Here is an 18449-nt window from a genome sequence, read left to right on the forward strand (position 1 = left end):
TTATGAAACTCAAAAGGTTTATTCCTTATATATTGCCTTATAAGCGACAGGCGCTGCTGAATGTTTTTTTTAATATTCTGTATTCACTATTCAGCGCTCTATCGTTTATAGCACTTATACCTATGCTTGATGTGCTTTTTGGTACTGCTAAGCCCATTGCTGAAAAGCCTATTTATTCGGGTAATTTGGTAGATTTGGGTAGCTACAGTAAAGCTTATTTAAACTACAAAGTAGGAGAGTTGGCAGGTGAAAATACAATTTGGGCATTGGGAATAGTGATAGCTATGGTTATTTCACTTTTTTTGCTGAAGAACTTATTTAGCTACTTTGCCTCTTATTTTATTACTCATTTGCGAAATGGTGTACTGCGTGATTTGCGTGATAGTTTATATAAAAAGATTATAACTCAGCCTATAGCTTTTTTTTCTGAACAGCGCAAAGGGGACATAATGTCGCGTATGGTAGGTGATGTGAATGAAGTGCAATACTCCCTACTTTCGGGATTGGAGACTTTTATTCGTGAGCCTCTTACTATTATTTTCTCTATTTTGGTGATGTTGGGTATTAGTGTGAAGCTTACTATCTTTACCTTTGTTTTTATTCCTATTGCGGCAATGGTAATTTCTAAAATAGGTAAATCACTTAAAAAGAATTCGGTAGCAGTACAGCAAGAGCAAGGGCGCTTTCTGTCGCTTATTGAGGAGACTATTGGAGGTTTGCGTGTAATAAAAGCTTTTAATGCTGAGGCTATTTTTTCTAAAAAGTTTGGAGATTCTAGCAATACCTTTAATCAGCTTAGTAATAAGGTGATGAATAGACAAAACTTGGGCTCGCCTACTAGTGAGTTTCTTGGTATCTTGATGATTGCTATTCTTCTTTGGTTTGGTGGCTCATTGGTGTTGGTTGATAAAACTTTGGAAGGTACTCAATTTATTGCTTTTATGGGCTTGGCATACAATATTCTTACTCCTGCTAAAGCAATAAGCAAGGCTTCATACGATATGCGCAAAGGGAATGCTGCTGCTGAGCGTATTTTGGAGATATTGGATTACGAGAATCCTATTAAAGAGAGAGAAAATCCTGTAGTGATGGCTAATTTCAACCAAGAAATTACGCTTAATAATATTACTTTTGCTTATGAGGAACAGCCTGTACTTACGGATTTTACCCTTAGTATTCCTAAAGGCAAAACGGTGGCTTTGGTAGGGCAGTCGGGGAGTGGTAAGAGTACTATTGCAAATCTTATCACACGCTTTTATGATGTGAATAAGGGAGAGGTGTGTATTGATGGTGTGAATGTGCGTGATATGCAAACAGCTTCGCTGCGTAAACTTATAGGGGTTGTATCACAAGATTCTATTCTGTTTAACGATACTATTAAAAATAACTTGCTTATAGGTAAACCTGATGCTACTGCTGAAGAGCTGATAGCAGCTGCTAAGATTGCTAATGCTTATGAGTTTATTAAGGATCTTCCTAATGGTTTTGATACTAATATAGGAGATGCAGGAAGCAAGCTTAGTGGTGGACAAAAACAGCGCTTGAGTATAGCTCGTGCAGTGCTAAAAAATCCTCCTATAATGGTGCTGGATGAGGCTACTTCGGCTCTTGATACTGAAAGTGAAAGGTTGGTACAGAGTGCTTTGGAGAATATGATGAAGAATCGTACTTCGGTAGTTATTGCTCACCGCTTATCGACTATACAAAATGCTGACTTGATAGTTGTAATGCAAAAAGGACGTATTATAGAACAAGGTACTCATACTGAGCTTATTCAACAACAAGGTATGTATAAACGATTGGTTGAAATGCAGTCTTTCGAAAAACAATAATTTATAATTTACAATTAACAAGCTAAAATGCCAAAGGTTATTGTTATAACCTTTGGCATTTTTTTATAGAGTTTTTGGGTGTTGGGGTTTGAATGGAAATGTGTTTTTCTGTTTTTTCTATAAATAAAAGGAATATTTTCTGTTTTTGGGTTGTTTTGTAGAGGCTTGGAGGGTGTTTACTTTCATTGCTACAGTTGACCAACTATCCTTCGTTTATAGTTCGTTTATCCTTCGTTATTCGTTCGTTCATCCTATAAGGTGGTTTTAAGATGCTTTTAATAGAGAAAAAATCTGATTGGGGGTGTGATTGGATTTGTTGGGTTTGACCTATTTTTCTTTTTCACTGTTTGCCCATTCAATAATTATTTTATAATTTTGCATTTTGAAAAATAGACAAACCAAAAATGAAAGATACTTATTTTGTGGTAGGTATTTCTACCGAAGTTGGTAAAACCATTACCTCAGCGATTCTTACTGAGGCATTTCGGGCTGATTATTGGAAACCAATACAGTCTGGCGACTTGGAAAACTCTGATACTGATAAAATAAAACGCCTTATTAGTAATACGCGCACGGTGTTTCATCCTAATAGCTATGGACTGCATACTCCTGCCAGTCCGCATTTATCGGCACAGTTAGACAATGTGCGGATTGAATTGAATAAGATTGTACGGCCAAAAACTGATAATACTTTAATTATTGAAGCGGCAGGAGGTTTGTATGTTCCTTTGAATGAGGATGATATGGTGCTTGATCTTATTCGGCCAACAGATAAGGTTGTGCTAGTGTCACGTCATTACTTGGGTAGTATTAATCATACTTTGCTAACCTACGAAACACTTAAAAACAGAGGTTTGCAGGTGCATAGTATTGTTTTTAGTGGAGTGCCAACTCCTTCGACCGAAGAGGTGATATTGCACCATACGGGGTTGCCTGTGCTACTACATATTGATGAGGAACCTTATTTTGACAAAAATGTTATATTAGAATATGCTTCTAAAGTGAATAAATTGTAATCTATGCAGAATTTAAACGAAATCCTAAAACAACATATTGTACAAGCAGCGCACGAACTTTATAACGTGAGCTTAGATACTGTTGAATTGCAACAAACTAAAAAGGAGTTTGTAGGCGATGTAACTCTTGTGGTGTTTCCTTTGTTACGCCATATCAAGGCTAACCCTGTGCAGCTGGGAGAGCAGATAGGAGAGTACCTCAAAGTAAGGCTTCCGGAGCTGGTTACTGATTACAATGTGATTAAGGGCTTTTTGAATCTTGTAATTGCGGATAGTTATTACCTTAATTTTCTGTCGGAGATAAAGGATAATTCTCAATTTGGGCTAGCAACTCCTAATAGTAAGGAGGCTATTTTGGTGGAATACTCATCGCCTAATACTAATAAACCACTGCATTTGGGGCATATTCGTAATAATCTTTTAGGATATTCGGTAGCTGAGATACTAAAAGCGGCAGGGCATAAGGTGTATAAAACGCAGATTATCAATGATAGAGGGATACATATATGCAAATCGATGGTGGCTTGGCAGCGTTTTGGTAATGGTGAAACACCAGAAAGTACTGGTTTAAAGGGAGATAAACTGGTGGGGAACTATTATGTGGCTTTTGATAAAGCATACAAAGCTGAGATACAGGAGCTTGTAGAACAAGGGAAGACTAAGGAAGAGGCTGAGAAACAAGCGCCTATCTTTGTGGCTGCCCAAGAGATGCTTAGACAATGGGAAGCAGGTAAGCCTGAAGTGATAGAACTTTGGAAACAAATGAACGAATGGGTGTATGAAGGTTTTGCTGTTACTTATAAGAATTTGGGGGTAGATTTTGATTCATATTACTACGAGAGCAATACTTACTTGTTAGGCAAAGATATTGTAGAACTTGGTTTGCAAAAGGGAGTATTTTTCAAAAAGGATGATGGATCGGTTTGGTGTGACCTTACAGCAGATGGACTGGATGAGAAACTTGTGCTTCGTGCGGATGGTACTTCGGTATATATAACTCAAGATATGGGGACTGCAACCCAACGTGTGAGTGATTATCCTGATGTAAAAGGGATGGTGTACACAGTAGGTAATGAGCAGGATTACCACTTTAAGGTTTTGTTTTTAATTCTTAAAAAGTTGGGGTATGATTGGGCATCGCATCTTTATCATCTTAGCTATGGTATGGTTGATTTGCCTAGTGGTAAGATGAAAAGTAGAGAAGGTACAGTAGTAGATGCTGATGACCTTATTGCTGAAATGGAGCAAACAGCTAAGGAAATTTCGCAGGAACTGGGAAAACTTGATGGTTATACTGAAGCCCAAAAAGAAGCTTTGTACCACACTATAGGTCTTGGAGCTCTTAAATACTATATTCTAAAGGTAGACCCCAAGAAACGTATTCTTTTTGATCCTAAAGAATCAATAGATTTTCAAGGTAATACAGGACCATTTATACAATATACATACGCCCGGATTCAATCAATTTTGCGAAAATATGCTGAAATAGGAGCTGTAACAACAGGAGTAATGCCTGAAAACTTACATGAGAAAGAAAAGATTTTGCTAAAAAGTATTACTCTTTTCCCTTCAGTAGTACAAGATGCAGCAGATAATTACAGTCCTGCAGTGATAGCTAATTATGTGTATGATTTGGTAAAAGACTTTAATTCATTCTACCAAAATATCTCCATTTTGGGTGAAGAAGAGGATAGAAAACGTCATTTTAGAGTGGCTTTGAGTAAGAAAATTGCAGAAATTATAGCAGTAGCATTAAAAATGTTAGGCATACAAGTGCCTGATAGAATGTGAGTTATGGAAATGATGTAAAAAAAGTTAAAAAAAAGTTGTTTAAAAATTTGCAGGAATTGAAATTTGTTGTACCTTTGCACCGCAAATGAGAAATAAATCAGCTGCAGATTTATTGAAACAAGATAAGCGAAAATAGCTCAGTTGGTAGAGCGCAACCTTGCCAAGGTTGAGGTCGCGGGTTCGAACCCCGTTTTTCGCTCTTTTTTTATGTCTATCATAAAGGCTCGGATGGTGGAATCGGTAGACACGCTGGACTTAAAATCCAGTGGGCAGTAATGCCTGTGCGGGTTCAAGTCCCGCTCCGAGTACGAAGGGAATCACTACTTTCTTAATGAGAGTAGTGATTTTTTTGTTTTATATTAAACTGTATTTAGATATAGGAAGTAATAGCATTCCTTCAATGAAAAAAGCATATAGAAAAGGTGAAGAGTAGTGTATGGTAGTTGAGAAATAGCCTTTGCATATAATATTTTTAACTTGAATTTAAAATATAATTTTGTAGGAATTAAAATTTGTTGTACCTTTGCACCGCAAACAAGAAATAAATCAGCTGTGAATTTGCTACAGACAAGATAAGCGAAAATAGCTCAGTTGGTAGAGCGCAACCTTCCCAAGGTTGAGGTCGCGGGTTCGAGACCCGTTTTTCGCTCTTAATTCATTAATAATTGATAATTATTTTTGTATCTTTCATACATATTAAATGAAGACTCTAAAGAATATTATTCAGAAAACGCTCCCTAGTGTCCTTAAAGGCGGTACTCATAAGAGATACGCAGGGCAACAATATTCTTTATTATTATAATAGCTATATTTTTCTTTTGAAAAATGTAGCTATTTTTTTATGAAATAAACACAGCAATATCTATATAAAATGCCAAGAAGAAACGACTTACATTGCGTACTTATTATCGGTTCAGGTCCTATTATTATTGGACAAGCCTGCGAATTTGACTACTCAGGCTCACAATCATTGCGCTCCTTGCGTGAAGACGGTATCAAAACCGTACTTATCAACTCCAACCCCGCTACTATTATGACTGACCCATCAATGGCTGATGTGGTCTACCTTAAACCTCTTACCACTAAATCATTGGTGGAAATCCTAAAAGCTCATCCCGAAATAGATGCTGTACTCCCTACTATGGGGGGGCAAACAGCTCTTAACCTCTGTATTGAGGCTGATGAAAAAGGTATTTGGAAAGACTTTGGAGTAGAAATTATAGGGGTAGATATCGATGCGATACAAATTACGGAAGACCGCGAAAAGTTCCGCATACTGCTTGACCAAATTGGTATCCCTATGGCACCCTCCGAAACAGCTACTTCTTTCCTTAAAGGTAAAGAAATAGCACAACGCTTTGGATTCCCACTTGTAATACGCCCTTCATTTACACTTGGAGGTACAGGTGCTTCTATCGTTTATAAGAAAGAGGATTTTGATAATTTATTAAATCGTGGGTTGGAAGCATCGCCTATTCACGAGGTGCTTATCGACAAAGCGCTTTTAGGATGGAAGGAATATGAGTTAGAACTCTTGCGCGACAAGAATGACAATGTGGCAATTATCTGTACTATTGAGAATATGGATCCTATGGGCATTCATACAGGTGATTCTATTACTGTAGCCCCTGCAATGACTCTTTCCGACCGCACCTTCCAACGTATGCGCGATATGGCAATTAAGATGATGCGCAGTATAGGTGATTTCGCCGGAGGTTGTAATGTGCAGTTTGCCGTATCACCCGATGAGAAAGAAGATATTATCGCTATTGAAATCAACCCACGTGTATCGCGCTCTTCGGCTTTGGCTTCTAAGGCTACAGGCTATCCTATTGCTAAGATTGCTACAAAGCTGGCTATTGGTTACCATTTAGATGAGTTGCAAAACCAAATTACTAAGTCTACTTCAGCGTTCTTTGAACCTACTTTAGACTATGTAATTGTAAAGATACCGCGTTGGAATTTTGATAAGTTTGAAGGCTCTGACCGTACTATAGGTTTGCAAATGAAATCGGTAGGAGAGGTAATGGGTATAGGGCGTTCTTTCCAAGAAGCGTTGCAGAAAGCTACCCAATCGCTTGAAATTAAGCGTAATGGTTTAGGTGCCGATGGTAAAGGCTATAAGAATTACGAGCAGATTATTGAAAAACTTACTTATCCCAGCTGGGATAGAGTATTTGTGATATATGATGCGGTGCAAATGGGTATCCCGCTAAGTCGTATACACGAAATTACTAAGATTGATATGTGGTTCTTAAAGCAGTATGAAGAACTTTATTCTCTTGAAAAACTTATCTCTACCTATAAAATAGATACCCTGCCTAAAGAACTTCTTTTTGAAACTAAACAAAAAGGTTTCGCCGACCGACAAATAGCTTATATGGTAGGCTGTTGGGAGAGTGAGGTACATAAAAAACGTGAAGAGCTTAACATTCGTAGAGTCTTCAAATTAGTAGACACTTGTGCTGCCGAGTTCAAGGCACAAACTCCTTACTACTATTCTACTTTTGAAGCTCCAATTACTACTCCAGAAGGCAAAGAGTATGTGCAAAACGATAGTATTGTTACCCCACGTAAGAAAATAGTAGTGCTTGGCTCAGGACCTAACCGCATAGGGCAAGGTATTGAGTTTGACTACTGCTGTGTACACGGGGTGTTGGCAGCTAAAGAATGTGATTATGAAACCATAATGATTAACTGTAACCCTGAAACTGTTTCTACTGACTTTGATACTGCCGATAAACTTTATTTTGAGCCTGTGTTCTGGGAGTATATCTATGATATTATTCAGCACGAAAAGCCAGAAGGAGTGATAGTACAACTCGGTGGACAAACAGCGCTGAAATTGGCTGAAAAGTTAGATAAATACGGCGTTAAAATTATAGGTACCAGTTTCCAATCTCTGGATTTGGCAGAGGATAGAGGTAGCTTCTCTACCCTTCTTAAAGAGAACAATATCCCTTACCCACGCTTTGGGGTAGCCGAAACTGCTGATGAGGCTCTAAAACTCTCTGATGAGCTTGACTTCCCGCTTTTGGTACGTCCGTCATACGTGTTAGGAGGACAAGGAATGAAGATTGTTATTAATAAAGAAGAGTTAGAAGCCCACGTGGTAGACCTCTTGCGCAAAATACCTAATAACAAGCTTCTTTTAGATAACTATTTAGATGGAGCTATTGAAGCTGAAGCCGATGCTATTTGCGATGGCGAAAACGTGTACATTATAGGTATTATGGAGCATATTGAACCCTGTGGTATTCACTCGGGGGATAGTAATGCTACCTTGCCACCGTTTAATTTAGGTGAGTTTGTGATTCAACAGATAAAAGACCATACCCAAAAGATAGCCTTGGCACTCAACACCGTGGGGCTTATCAATGTACAGTTTGCCGTAAAAGACGATGTCGTGTATATCATTGAGGCGAACCCACGTGCTTCGCGTACGGTACCATTTATCTCCAAGGCTTATAAGGAACCTTATGTGAATTATGCCACTAAGATCATGCTTGGTGAGAAGAAGCTAACAGACTTCCATTTTCATCCGCACTTAGAGGGCTTTGCCATTAAGCAACCTGTGTTCTCGTTCAACAAATTCCCAAACGTAGATAAGAAGCTCGGTCCTGAAATGAAATCTACCGGTGAAAGCATCTTGTTTATAGATAGTCTCAAAGACGATGCTTTCTACGATATTTATACAAGGAGGAAGATGTACTTGAGTAAATAACAGATAGAAAATTTAATAGTAAAAAATGCTATGCGCTCTAAAGTGCATGGCATTTTTTACTGTTTCAAAGCAACTCTCAATTTGCTAATTGACTATTAATTATTATCTTTGCAAAATAAATAACAAACTTAATGAAATCCATCAGCGAAATACGTGCCGATTTTCCTATACTTTCACGTACTATTCACAAACGTCCTCTTATCTACTTTGATAATGGGGCTACTTCTCAAACACCTACTCAGGTAGTAGAGGCTATTGTACGTTACTATACTTACCAAAATGCTAATATCCACAGAGGGGTGCATACTCTCAGTCAGGAGGCTACTGATGCTTATGAGCATGCAAGGCAGAAAGTACAACATCACTTCAACGCCCAAAAGTCTTCTGAAATTATTTTTACAGCGGGTACTACTCATGGTATCAACTTAGTGGCTAATGGCTATGGTACCTTAATGCAAACGGGTGATGAAGTAATTATTTCGGCTTCTGAACATCATAGTAATATAGTGCCTTGGCAGTTGGCTTGCCAACGGAGTGGCGCTACCCTGAAAGTAATACCAATGAACGAGCAAGGTATTTTGGATATGGAAGTCTATAGCAATTTGCTAAATAAGCGTACTAAAGTTGTGTGTGTACAACACGTATCAAACGCTTTAGGCAATATTCACCCTGTAAAAGAAATTATTGATAAAGCTCACGCTGTGGGGGCTGTGGTTTTAGTAGATGGAGCGCAAGCTGCTCCACACTTACAACCGAATGTTCAAGCTCTTGATGTAGATTTTTACGCTGTATCGGCTCATAAAATGTATGGTCCTACAGGAGTAGGAGCTTTATACGGCAAAGAAGAATTGTTATTGCAGCTGCCTCCTTACCAAGGAGGAGGGGAAATGATTAAAGAGGTGTGTTTTGAGCAAAGTACTTATGCCGACCTGCCTTATAAGTTTGAAGCTGGTACGCCTAATATTTGTGGAGGGATAGCTTTTGCTGCTGCTCTTGACTATATACACCAGTTAGGGATGGAGGCTATAGCAGCTTATGAGCATCAGTTATTGGAATATGCTATAGCTAAGCTGCAAGGTATAAATGGTATTACTCTTTATGGCAATCCAGATTTGGCACAACGTACCGCAGTTATATCATTTAATTTGCAGGGTATTCATCCTTATGATGTTGGGGTTATTCTCGATCAGATGGGGATTGCTGTACGTACGGGGCACCATTGCGCCCAACCTATTATGGACTTTTATAACATACCGGGCACGGTGCGTATTAGTTTTGCTGTGTATAACACTTTTGAAGAGATAGATGTCTTAATAGAAGGTATAAAAAAAGCTCAGGCAATGCTGAGCTAATTATAATTTGAAATACTATGGGAACATTTAAAGAGTGGATTAAACAAAATCCTTATATAGCAGGAGGTGTAATAGCCCTATTACTAGCAGGTTTTGGTATTTGTCTTATTATAGGAGCTATAAAAGATTGGGATTGGTTATATGAACCAGATGAGCACTACCAAAATAACTGGACAATGGGGCAAATAAGTCGCTATTTGGGGCGAAAAGCAGCTCGTATGATAGGAGTTTTAGGTGGTGTTCTCTTTATTGTAATAGGACTTTACCTATCATATATAGCTTTTACTTGTAAAGGATAACTCAATTGGTAGTTTGCAGCATCTTTTCCTTCTCTTTTCGTATTTGTACTAAGCGATAATTTTCAGTAGCTATAGGGTAGGCTTGTAATTGGTTTTTTTCTAAGAACCCTTTTAGTTCACTTATAATACTTTGTGCAGAATACCCATCACGTATTTTGTGTATAACCCACCAAGTTTCATTTATATTGTATAGATCGGTGGAGAGAGAAAGTGATTCTGAAATAGCTTTTAGTTTTTCAGTAAATTCTTCTTTTAAATTCTCGCGTATTTCAGGTGTAGTACCTATGATAACCACTTTCCATTGAGTAGCCTTATCATCGGCTATATATTCTTCTTTTTCTATATCTTTTAGTTCTTCCAATAAGTTTTTAGCTTCTTCACTTTCGGTAGTAGCTGGATAGTTGGTTACTATCAATTGTAACTGCGCTTGGTAAGGAGCAAGCCCTTCTAAGCGTGCAGTGGTTTTAGCTTGTAACAGAGCAATAGTAGGAGCAGCTGTTGTTTCATGATATTGTAATCCTTCTTGCTGTAATAAATGTGCTGTTTCTGCTATTTCCCCTCTTTTATATTTAGCTGTTAAACTATCAACAAAAACTTGAGCTAATTTGTTGCGTTCGTGCTGAGAGGTTTCACCTCCTTGCAAGAGTTTTGCATAATCAGTAGAGGGGTAGTTGGCTAATAATCTACTTTTAATAGTTTCAGCTTTAGGATTACGGATGTCAGTATAGTTTTTTTGTAGTTCATAGAGGGCAGCAGCTTCTATATCTGCAGTAGGTTGTTGGGCTAATACACGTTCTAATCGTTGTATAGCTAATTCATTTTCTTTAAACTTAGCTCTGTAAAGTACACCTAATTGATAAAGAGCCTCGTTGCGGTCAGTGGCAAGTTGGGCTATTTCAGCAGCTGTTTTAGGTAGTTGAGCCAAGTAAGTATCAGGAGTATCTATATTTTGCTCTGCTATTTGTGTCGTAGTAGCCGAAGCGGTAAGTTTAGCTACAGTACCACTACCTATGCTTGACCACCGCCAGTTATCTTCTAATTTACGATCACCCCAATATTGTTGAAATTGTTGTTTGCCATACGCTACACTCAATGGGTTATAGAAGTAAAATTTTCCTCCCTTTTGTGTAGTAATATCAGGAGTTGTAAAGCCCATACCTGCATTGGTAATAGGGTTGTTTTTTTGATTTTGGACACGTAAAGCTTTAGCTTGTTGTATTGAATCAATATGTTTTTGGTAGAAAGCGCGACGTTCGTTTTCGGGTAAAAGCACTACTTTTAGTACGCTATCATTTTTCTTAACAGTATACTCTAACTCAGCTATTTTAGCCAGATTATCTCTTTTTCTACGTACATATAAGTGTTCAAAAGTGTTTTCGGGTGTGTAGGTAAGGGTGCTGTCTAGGTGTTGATACGCCCCTATATAATCTTTTTGATCAAAAAACAACTCAGAAAGGCGTGTATGAGCCTTAGCTTTTAACGGAGTATTCTCTTTGTTGTTAAGTAATGATTGGCGATAAAAATCAGTAGCCAACCGTTTTTGTTGTTCTCTTAGCAGTTCGGCATGAGTGTAATACAATACGTCGAGGTAGTTTTTGTGCTCATATCGATTTTCTAACTTACGCAAATAGGCTAAGAATTCAGCTTTTTCTTCAGGTGTAAAAGTTTTATTCCGCGCTTTCCCAGCTTGAGCTTCTACCCATAACTTGCGCGGAATTTTCCAATTTTGTTTTACTACCTTGTCAAAAGCCACTTCAGCAGAATCTCTTTGGTGTTGTTTTTCATATAGTTGAGCAGCAATAAAGTAATACCTACCACGCAAAGCCTTATTGCGAGTGTATTTACCTGCATTATAAAGAGCATCGGCTGCCAAGGGATATTGTTCCTGGTTGATATATGCTTGTCCTAAGGTAGCATAGGCTTCAGCTTTGTCGTTTCGGCGTATTTTAGGATTTTCACGCAAAAACTCAGTAAGTTTCTCAATAGCTACTTTATCTTTTCCCAAACGAAGATTTGTTTTCTGTGCCCATACGGCTGCTTCGGGTATGCGTTCACTCATACCGTAGTTGGTAAGCATGTGGTTAAAAGCCTCTAAAGCTGGGAAAAAACGCTCATCGTAATAACGTGCTTGCCCCAAAAGCATATAAGCATCATCAATCTTATAGTTGCGTTGCACCCCATTAAAAACCATTGAGTGACGCTGAATGGTTTTGATAGCCTTCTCTTCAGCCCGTTCAAAGTCTGGGTTACCTATACCGTCTAACTGCACTTTCCCAGTCATACCTATAGGCTCTACAGGCAATATCTCACCAAAGTTATCTTGGTATTTTTCGCGTAGTTCATTCAGTCCCTTTGCATACGCCTCTTCGCCATTAAATAGTACATTGTACTTGGTTACAATGGGCTGCATTTGTCGGTTGTAATACGTATTGGCATTGGGAGTGCAAGCAATAATAAGCAATGTGCAAACCCCTATAAAAGTGCTATATAATAAAGTTCTTTTCATTCGAAATGTGTTGTAAGAATGGGCGAAATTACTACTTTTTTTTGAAATAAGCACTATCTCGAATTAAAAAAGTACTCTTCAAGTCTAAAAATATTCTTTTTTTACTCAAAGGAAGTACTATGTTATTCACTATAAAATAAGCAATACCCACAGCTAAAAGAATGAAAAACATAAAGCAGAAGCCAATTCCAATACAAGTTTACTCTAATAAAGCCTTTCAATAACTTGAAACAATATAGATGAACCATATAAAAAATCCCTAACTAATATTCCCGACAGAAAAAACTATCTTCTACAATGAACGAACGAATAACGAAGGATAAACGAACTATAAACGAAGGATAGCTCTTCAGCTGGCACAGCCAAGTATTATAAAAAGAAGTAAGAAATCTTATCAGTTCAAAAATATTTTGTACCTTTGTGGCAATAAAAAGTATGTATAAGATAAAAAAATAAAATTATGAAGAAATTACTCTCTTTAATCGCAGGGCTATTACTGATAATAGCTTGCCAAAAAGCTGAAGAAAAAACACCCCCCACTCAGCCTAAAACCCCTTATGATTGGGATTTCTATACCGACCCTTCTCGGCTGGCAGTAGTTAAAAAACAACCTACTGCCGAGTTGAAAAAAATCTACTATCAAGTGTATGGCACTCCGTGCGGAGGCTGGTTTGATGGGATTTCTCCTACCCCTGAAAAAAATGACACCTACCTCAAAGCCTTTATCGATGGGGCTGAACGCTCTCAAAAAACACCTATCGTAGTTATCTATGGCATCCCCAATCGTGATTGTGGCTTCTTATCTAAGGGCGGACATCCTACAGCTGCTTCATATCGAGCCTGGATTGATCGTGTAAGTACTATTATTGGGCAGCGCCGTGCAGTAGTGATTGTAGAACCCGATGCTATTAACTATTGTAACCATAAGAAAGGCACACCACAATACAATGAAAGGGCTGAATTACTTACTTATGTAGGGAAAACTCTCAAAAATAACAATCCTAATGTAGTAACCTACCTACATGCAGGTAATTCGGTATTGGTTACAGCTCACCCCGAAGCTGTAGCTACTGCTGTGATAGATGGTGGGCTAGAGTATATGCAAGGTTTTGCGCTAAATGTCTCAGGCTTAGGAGGTACACAAGAAGAACAAGTAGGGGCTGAAAAGTTTGTAGATTTCTTAGCCACCAAAGGGCTCAAAGCACGTTATGTGATTGATACAGGAAGAAGTGGTATCAATAGGCCTAAACACCAAAATGAGAATGCACCCTATAATTCGTGTAATAATTTTAATGCCGCTTTAGGACCTCGTAGCACTACCCGCACTACCGCTCCTCACGCCGATGCATACCTGTGGATAAACGGTGGGGGAGGCTCCGATGGCGAATGCAATATGGGCGCTCCTGCTGCAGGCTCGCCTTATCCAGAATATACTCGTGCCCTTATTAATAATGCTATTAGAGTAAAAAGTATTGAAATATTAGAAGTGCCAAACGATCTTTAGTGTTCACCCTTGCACTCCCACTGAAAATCCTCTACTTTTGATTGCATTTCAGGGCGATACTCATAGTGCCACCACTCCGAGTAGATAGATTTGAAGTTATATTTGTTCAGTATATCTTTTAGGAGTTTACGGTTTTCAAGTACTTTTTTAGGTAGGGTAGTGCAAGTGTGATGTGCTTCCTTGCCAAAAAAATCAAAAGGAGTACCCATATCTAGCTCATTACCATCCTTATCTACCAAAGTAAGATCTACAGCAGCACCCCGATTGTGCTTAGACCCTTTCGCAGGATTAGCCACATAATGAGTGCCTGGTAGTATCTTCCACATTTTCTTCTGAACAGCAAGCGGTCGGTAGCAATCAAATAACTTAATCCGATAGCCTAACTTTAAGAATTCGGCATTGGCTTTTACCAGTGCCTCGGCAGTACTTTTGCGCAAATAACAATCGCCACACTCATACACAGCCTGTTTTAGGAAGTTATCGGGGGTGGCGTATTTCATATCAAATACAAAGTTGGATGAAAGACTTTTTAGTAAAACAAAGTCAGACTGTTGTGCCCATAGGGTAGGAGTGAAGCACAGTACTAAAAGTAGTAAAATACGTTTCATAAAACTGATTTTCTGCAAAAGTACGAAAAACTTTTAAACAAAAGCTTGTTATGTCAGAAAAAAAGACTACTTTTGCTTTATGATTCAGAAAACAATACAAATACTTAACAAACGAGCAAAGTTTGAATATGAAATACTCACCCGTTATACTGCGGGCATAGTGCTGGTAGGCACCGAAATTAAATCAATACGTATGGGTAAAGCCTCTATAGCCGAGAGCTTTTGTGAGTTCAATGAAAAAGGTGAACTTTTTATGATTAACTCAACTGTTGAGCTTTATGATTTTGGCACTTATTACAACCATCGCCCCAAGAGTGAGCGCAAACTATTATTGCAGAAAAAAGAGTTGCGCAAACTCAATAAAGAGGTGAAAAATACAGGGCTTACCATAGTGCCTCTTCGGCTTTTTGTTAATGATAAAGGGCTAGCAAAGGTAGATATAGCCTTAGTACGAGGTAAGAAATTGTATGATAAACGAGAAACAATTAAAGACCGCGATAACAAACGCAACTTAGACCGATTGATGAAAAAATAGAATGTATACAGATTTTAAACAACTACCAGATGATGCCCGTGTGTGGGTATACCAATGCAACCGTAGTTTTACGGAAGAAGAACAAGCGCAACTAAATACACAGTTGCAAGATTTTATAAACCGTTGGAAGGTTCATGGTAAGGACTTGCTATCGGCTTTTGAACTGCGTTACAATCGCTTTATAGTAATAGGAGCTTCTCCTGATGCTCATGGTGTAGGAGGCTGCTCATTAGATACATTGGCGCGCTTTATTCAGGAGTTAGAAACTCAGTATAACGTTACCTTACTGGATAGGATGAATGTGAGTTACCGCCAAGGTGAATATATAGCTTATAAAAACCTTTCCGACTTTAAGAAGATGGTGAAAGATAAGGCTGTATCGGCACAGACAATAGTGTTTAACAACTTGGTGAATACTAAATTGGAATATGAAGAGAACTGGGAAGTGCCTTTGGAAGAAAGCTGGCACAATAGGTTTTTATAATTAGCAAATTAGTAAATTAGCAAATTAGCAGATTAGTAAATGTGAGTGTTTACTAATCTGCTAATTTATTTTTTATAAATCTGTTAAAATATTTGATTTCTAACTAAATCATCAAAGGTTTCGGCTTTTCGGATGAGTTTGGCTTCGCCGTTTTGCCATAGCACTTCGGCAGGGCGTAGGCGTGAATTGTAATTGCTTGCCATAGTGTAACAGTAGGCTCCTGCATTGTGGAAACACAATATATCGCCTTCGGTAATTTCGGCTATTTGTCGGTTGGAAGCAAAGGTATCTGTTTCGCAAATATAACCTACTACCGAGTAAAAACGTTTCTTTCCTTCGGGGTTGGAGATGTTCTCAATATAGTGGGTAGCCCCGTAGAACATAGGGCGGATGAGGTGGTTAAACCCAGAGTCGATGCCTGCAAATACGGTAGAGGTGGTTTGTTTTACTACATTTACTTTTACTAAGAAGCGTCCGGCTTCACTTACTAAGAACTTACCAGGTTCAAAGGCTAATGTGAGTTCGCGGCCGTATTCTTTGCAAAACTCATTAAAGCGATTGCTAAGGCGTTCGCCTAATTCTTCAATATTAGTTTGTATATCTCCTTCTTTATAAGGTACTTTAAAGCCACTACCAAAATCGATGAATTGCAGTTCGGTGAAGTGTTTAGCTGTTTCGAACAAGATTTCGGCTGCATAGAGGAATACGTCGATATCTAAAATGTCACTACCTGTATGCATGTGTATGCCGTTGATGTGCATTTTGGTGTTTTCGACAATACGCAGTATATGAGGTATTTGGTGGATGCTAATACCAAATTTGCTATCGATATGTCCTACTGAAATGTTGCTATTGCCTCCTGCCATTACGTGTGGGTTGATGCGAATGCATACGGGTACTTCGGGGTGCTGTGTGCCGAACTGTTCTAAGAATGAGAGGTTGTCGATATTAAGCTGTACACCTAAGCGCATAGCTTCTTCGATTTCGCTCATTGATACGCCATTGGGGGTGAAGATGATCTGTTCGGGAGCAAAACCTGCTAGTAGTCCTAACTGTACTTCTTGAATGGAAACGGTATCGAGTCCGGCTCCTAATTGCTTCATTAGCTTTAAAATAGAGATATTTGATAAAGCTTTCATTGCATAATTGATGCGCAGTTTGGGTACTGGAGCAAAGGCAGAGGTGAGGCGCTGGTATTGGGAGGTTATTTTTTCAGCATCGTACACATAAACGGGGCTTCCGTAGGTGTGTGCTATATGTAATAATTGGTCTGTGTTCATCTTTTTGTTCTTTTAGGCTGCAAAGGTACAAAACAATTGTCAATTAGCAAGTTTTAGGGGGTTAGTTTTCAGGGTATAGGGGGAAGAGTTGATGTGTTTATTTTATGTTATATGATGAGGCTGTATTATTTTACCAACTATCCTTCGTTTATAGTTCGTTTATCCTTCGTTTATCGTTCGTTCATCTTAAACTTGCACTTGGGTAATGTTATGAGGGGTTCCTAAGGTAGGCTGAAGGTACTTGTAATATGAAAGTTTTTTGTTGGTAGGTTGGATAAAGAATGGGATGTTTGCTTTAAATTAATTATAGCTGTATTTGCTTGCTTGGCAAATTATTTGTACCTTTGCGCCAATAAATAACATAACAATGATGAATTACCTATTGAGGATTTTATTAGTTTGCCTTTTAATGTTTCCTGTTGGAGAGGTTGGGGCGCAAAATAAGCCTAAAAAATCGGAAGAAAGGCTTGCTAAAGACACTTCGGGAGTGGATTGGGATGGTCCGTATGTGTTTTATGTGAAAAATAAGGTTGTATCTAAGCAGATAGTGAAGGGAAAGGGAGGTTTTGAGTTGGTTTTGAAAGAAAAGTCTCCTAAAAGTTGCAGTAGGAAGCTGAAATGCTATGTGGATGATAAAGATTTTTTTACTTTTAAGCTGAAAAAAGAACTTACAAATGAAGAATCGGTATATGAAATGCCTGAAAAGTTGATTGCTATTTCGGATATAGAGGGGCAGTATGGGGCTTTTAAACAGTTCTTGATAGGTAATGGGGTGATGAATGCTAAATATGAATGGACTTATGGCAAAGGACACTTGGTTACGGTAGGTGATTTTTTTGACCGAGGTTTGTTGGTAACTCAAACACTTTGGCTTATTTATCATTTGGAACAACAAGCTGAAAGGGTAGGAGGAAAGGTGCATTTTATATTAGGTAACCACGACCTGATGAATATGAATGATGATTTCCGGTATGTGCGCAAGAAATATTTTGAGAATGAAAAACTGCTACAGGAGGATTATTACAATCTTTACAAACCTCATACTGAGTTAGGAAGATGGCTGGGTACTAAAAACTTAGTGGAACGCATAGGTGATTATGTGTTTGTACACGCTGGTATTTCGGTAGAAGTGGCTAATTTAGGGCTATCGGTAGAAGAATTGAATAGCAAAGCTCGTGATTATTACTTTGACAACAGAAAAGCCCAACAAATGAAAGATAATTTGTATAGTACTATTTATCAATTTGGGATAAGCCCTATGTGGTACCGAGGTTGGGGTAAACAAACTATAGACCCTACTGAGGCAGAAACAATTATGGAGAAATGGAAGGTGGGTAAGTTTGTGATAGGACATACATTATACCCTGAAGTAACTTACTTGATGAATAGAAGAGTGATAGACCTTGATGTGGAACATGCGCAAGGGGTAATACAAGGGGTACTAATAGAAAAAGGTAAGGAGTACAAGGTGAATGAGAAAGGGGAGAGGACAGAGATTAGAGATACTAATAATTAAAA

General features: G+C 38.4%; 13 protein-coding genes and 3 tRNA genes. 13 read left to right on the top strand and 3 right to left on the bottom strand.

Annotated features, from left to right (window positions below; all coding sequences use genetic code 11):
* Positions 1 to 2: 2 nt before the first annotated feature.
* The 9 genes from C4H12_RS01520 (at position 3) to C4H12_RS01560 (ending at position 10014) form a co-directional block, all read left to right on the top strand.
* A complete protein-coding gene (locus tag C4H12_RS01520) occupies positions 3 to 1832 on the top strand; it encodes an ABC transporter ATP-binding protein (protein WP_106097351.1) in 1830 nt (609 codons plus the stop codon).
* A 404-nt stretch (positions 1833 to 2236) separates the two neighbouring features.
* Entirely contained in the window at positions 2237 to 2848 is a 612-nt protein-coding gene (gene bioD, locus C4H12_RS01525) for a dethiobiotin synthase (protein ID WP_106097352.1), read from the top strand.
* A gap of 3 nt (positions 2849 to 2851) precedes the next feature.
* On the top strand, positions 2852 to 4639 hold the full coding sequence (gene argS / locus C4H12_RS01530) for an arginine--tRNA ligase (RefSeq protein ID WP_106097353.1): 1788 nt from the start codon (positions 2852 to 2854) through the stop codon (positions 4637 to 4639).
* Between the two features lie 126 nt (positions 4640 to 4765).
* A tRNA-Gly gene (locus C4H12_RS01535) sits at positions 4766 to 4838 on the top strand.
* 23 nt (positions 4839 to 4861) lie between these two features.
* Positions 4862 to 4947, top strand: a tRNA-Leu gene (locus C4H12_RS01540).
* 268 nt (positions 4948 to 5215) lie between these two features.
* Positions 5216 to 5288, top strand: a tRNA-Gly gene (locus tag C4H12_RS01545).
* Positions 5289 to 5510: 222 nt separating this feature from the next.
* On the top strand, positions 5511 to 8363 hold the full coding sequence (gene carB, locus C4H12_RS01550; RefSeq protein WP_106097354.1) for a carbamoyl-phosphate synthase large subunit: 2853 nt from the start codon (positions 5511 to 5513) through the stop codon (positions 8361 to 8363).
* 131 nt (positions 8364 to 8494) lie between these two features.
* Complete coding sequence (locus tag C4H12_RS01555) at positions 8495 to 9715, top strand: aminotransferase class V-fold PLP-dependent enzyme (RefSeq protein ID WP_106097355.1); 1221 nt, start codon at positions 8495 to 8497, stop codon at positions 9713 to 9715.
* Between the two features lie 17 nt (positions 9716 to 9732).
* Positions 9733 to 10014 carry an immunity 17 family protein gene (locus C4H12_RS01560; RefSeq protein WP_106097356.1) on the top strand — a complete coding sequence of 94 codons (282 nt, stop codon included), beginning with the start codon at positions 9733 to 9735 and terminating at the stop codon, positions 10012 to 10014.
* Between the two features lies 1 nt (position 10015).
* Here C4H12_RS01560 and C4H12_RS01565 read toward each other — a convergent pair whose 3' ends face one another.
* Complete coding sequence (locus C4H12_RS01565) at positions 10016 to 12520, bottom strand: hypothetical protein (RefSeq protein WP_106097357.1); 2505 nt, start codon at positions 12518 to 12520, stop codon at positions 10016 to 10018.
* A 460-nt stretch (positions 12521 to 12980) separates the two neighbouring features.
* Between C4H12_RS01565 and C4H12_RS01570 the strand changes: the two genes are divergently transcribed.
* Entirely contained in the window at positions 12981 to 14024 is a 1044-nt protein-coding gene (locus C4H12_RS01570; protein WP_106097358.1) for a glycoside hydrolase family 6 protein, read from the top strand.
* Here C4H12_RS01570 and C4H12_RS01575 read toward each other — a convergent pair.
* Positions 14021 to 14632 carry a M15 family metallopeptidase gene (locus C4H12_RS01575; protein ID WP_106097359.1) on the bottom strand — a complete coding sequence of 204 codons (612 nt, stop codon included), beginning with the start codon at positions 14630 to 14632 and terminating at the stop codon, positions 14021 to 14023. The two genes, C4H12_RS01570 and C4H12_RS01575, sit on opposite strands and share 4 nt — an antisense overlap.
* A 79-nt stretch (positions 14633 to 14711) precedes the next feature.
* Between C4H12_RS01575 and smpB the strand changes: the two genes are divergently transcribed.
* Both smpB and C4H12_RS01585 read left to right on the top strand, forming a co-directional pair.
* A complete protein-coding gene (gene smpB / locus C4H12_RS01580) occupies positions 14712 to 15167 on the top strand; it encodes an SsrA-binding protein SmpB (RefSeq protein WP_106097360.1) in 456 nt (151 codons plus the stop codon).
* A gap of 1 nt (position 15168) precedes the next feature.
* A complete protein-coding gene (locus C4H12_RS01585; protein WP_106097361.1) occupies positions 15169 to 15651 on the top strand; it encodes an ABC transporter ATPase in 483 nt (160 codons plus the stop codon).
* 83 nt (positions 15652 to 15734) lie between these two features.
* Here the strand turns inward: C4H12_RS01585 and lysA are convergent, their stop codons facing one another.
* Positions 15735 to 16931: a diaminopimelate decarboxylase gene (gene lysA / locus C4H12_RS01590; protein WP_106097362.1), complete on the bottom strand. Its 1197-nt coding sequence runs from the start codon at positions 16929 to 16931 to the stop codon at positions 15735 to 15737.
* Between the two features lie 409 nt (positions 16932 to 17340).
* On the opposite strand from lysA, the gene C4H12_RS01595 reads away from it, so the two are divergent.
* Positions 17341 to 18447: a metallophosphoesterase gene (locus C4H12_RS01595; RefSeq protein ID WP_254424790.1), complete on the top strand. Its 1107-nt coding sequence runs from the start codon at positions 17341 to 17343 to the stop codon at positions 18445 to 18447.
* Positions 18448 to 18449 lie beyond the last annotated feature (2 nt).

It is taken from the genome of Capnocytophaga sp. oral taxon 878 (genome assembly GCF_002999135.1).
In the GTDB taxonomy this organism is placed as follows: Bacteria; Bacteroidota; Bacteroidia; order Flavobacteriales; family Flavobacteriaceae; genus Capnocytophaga.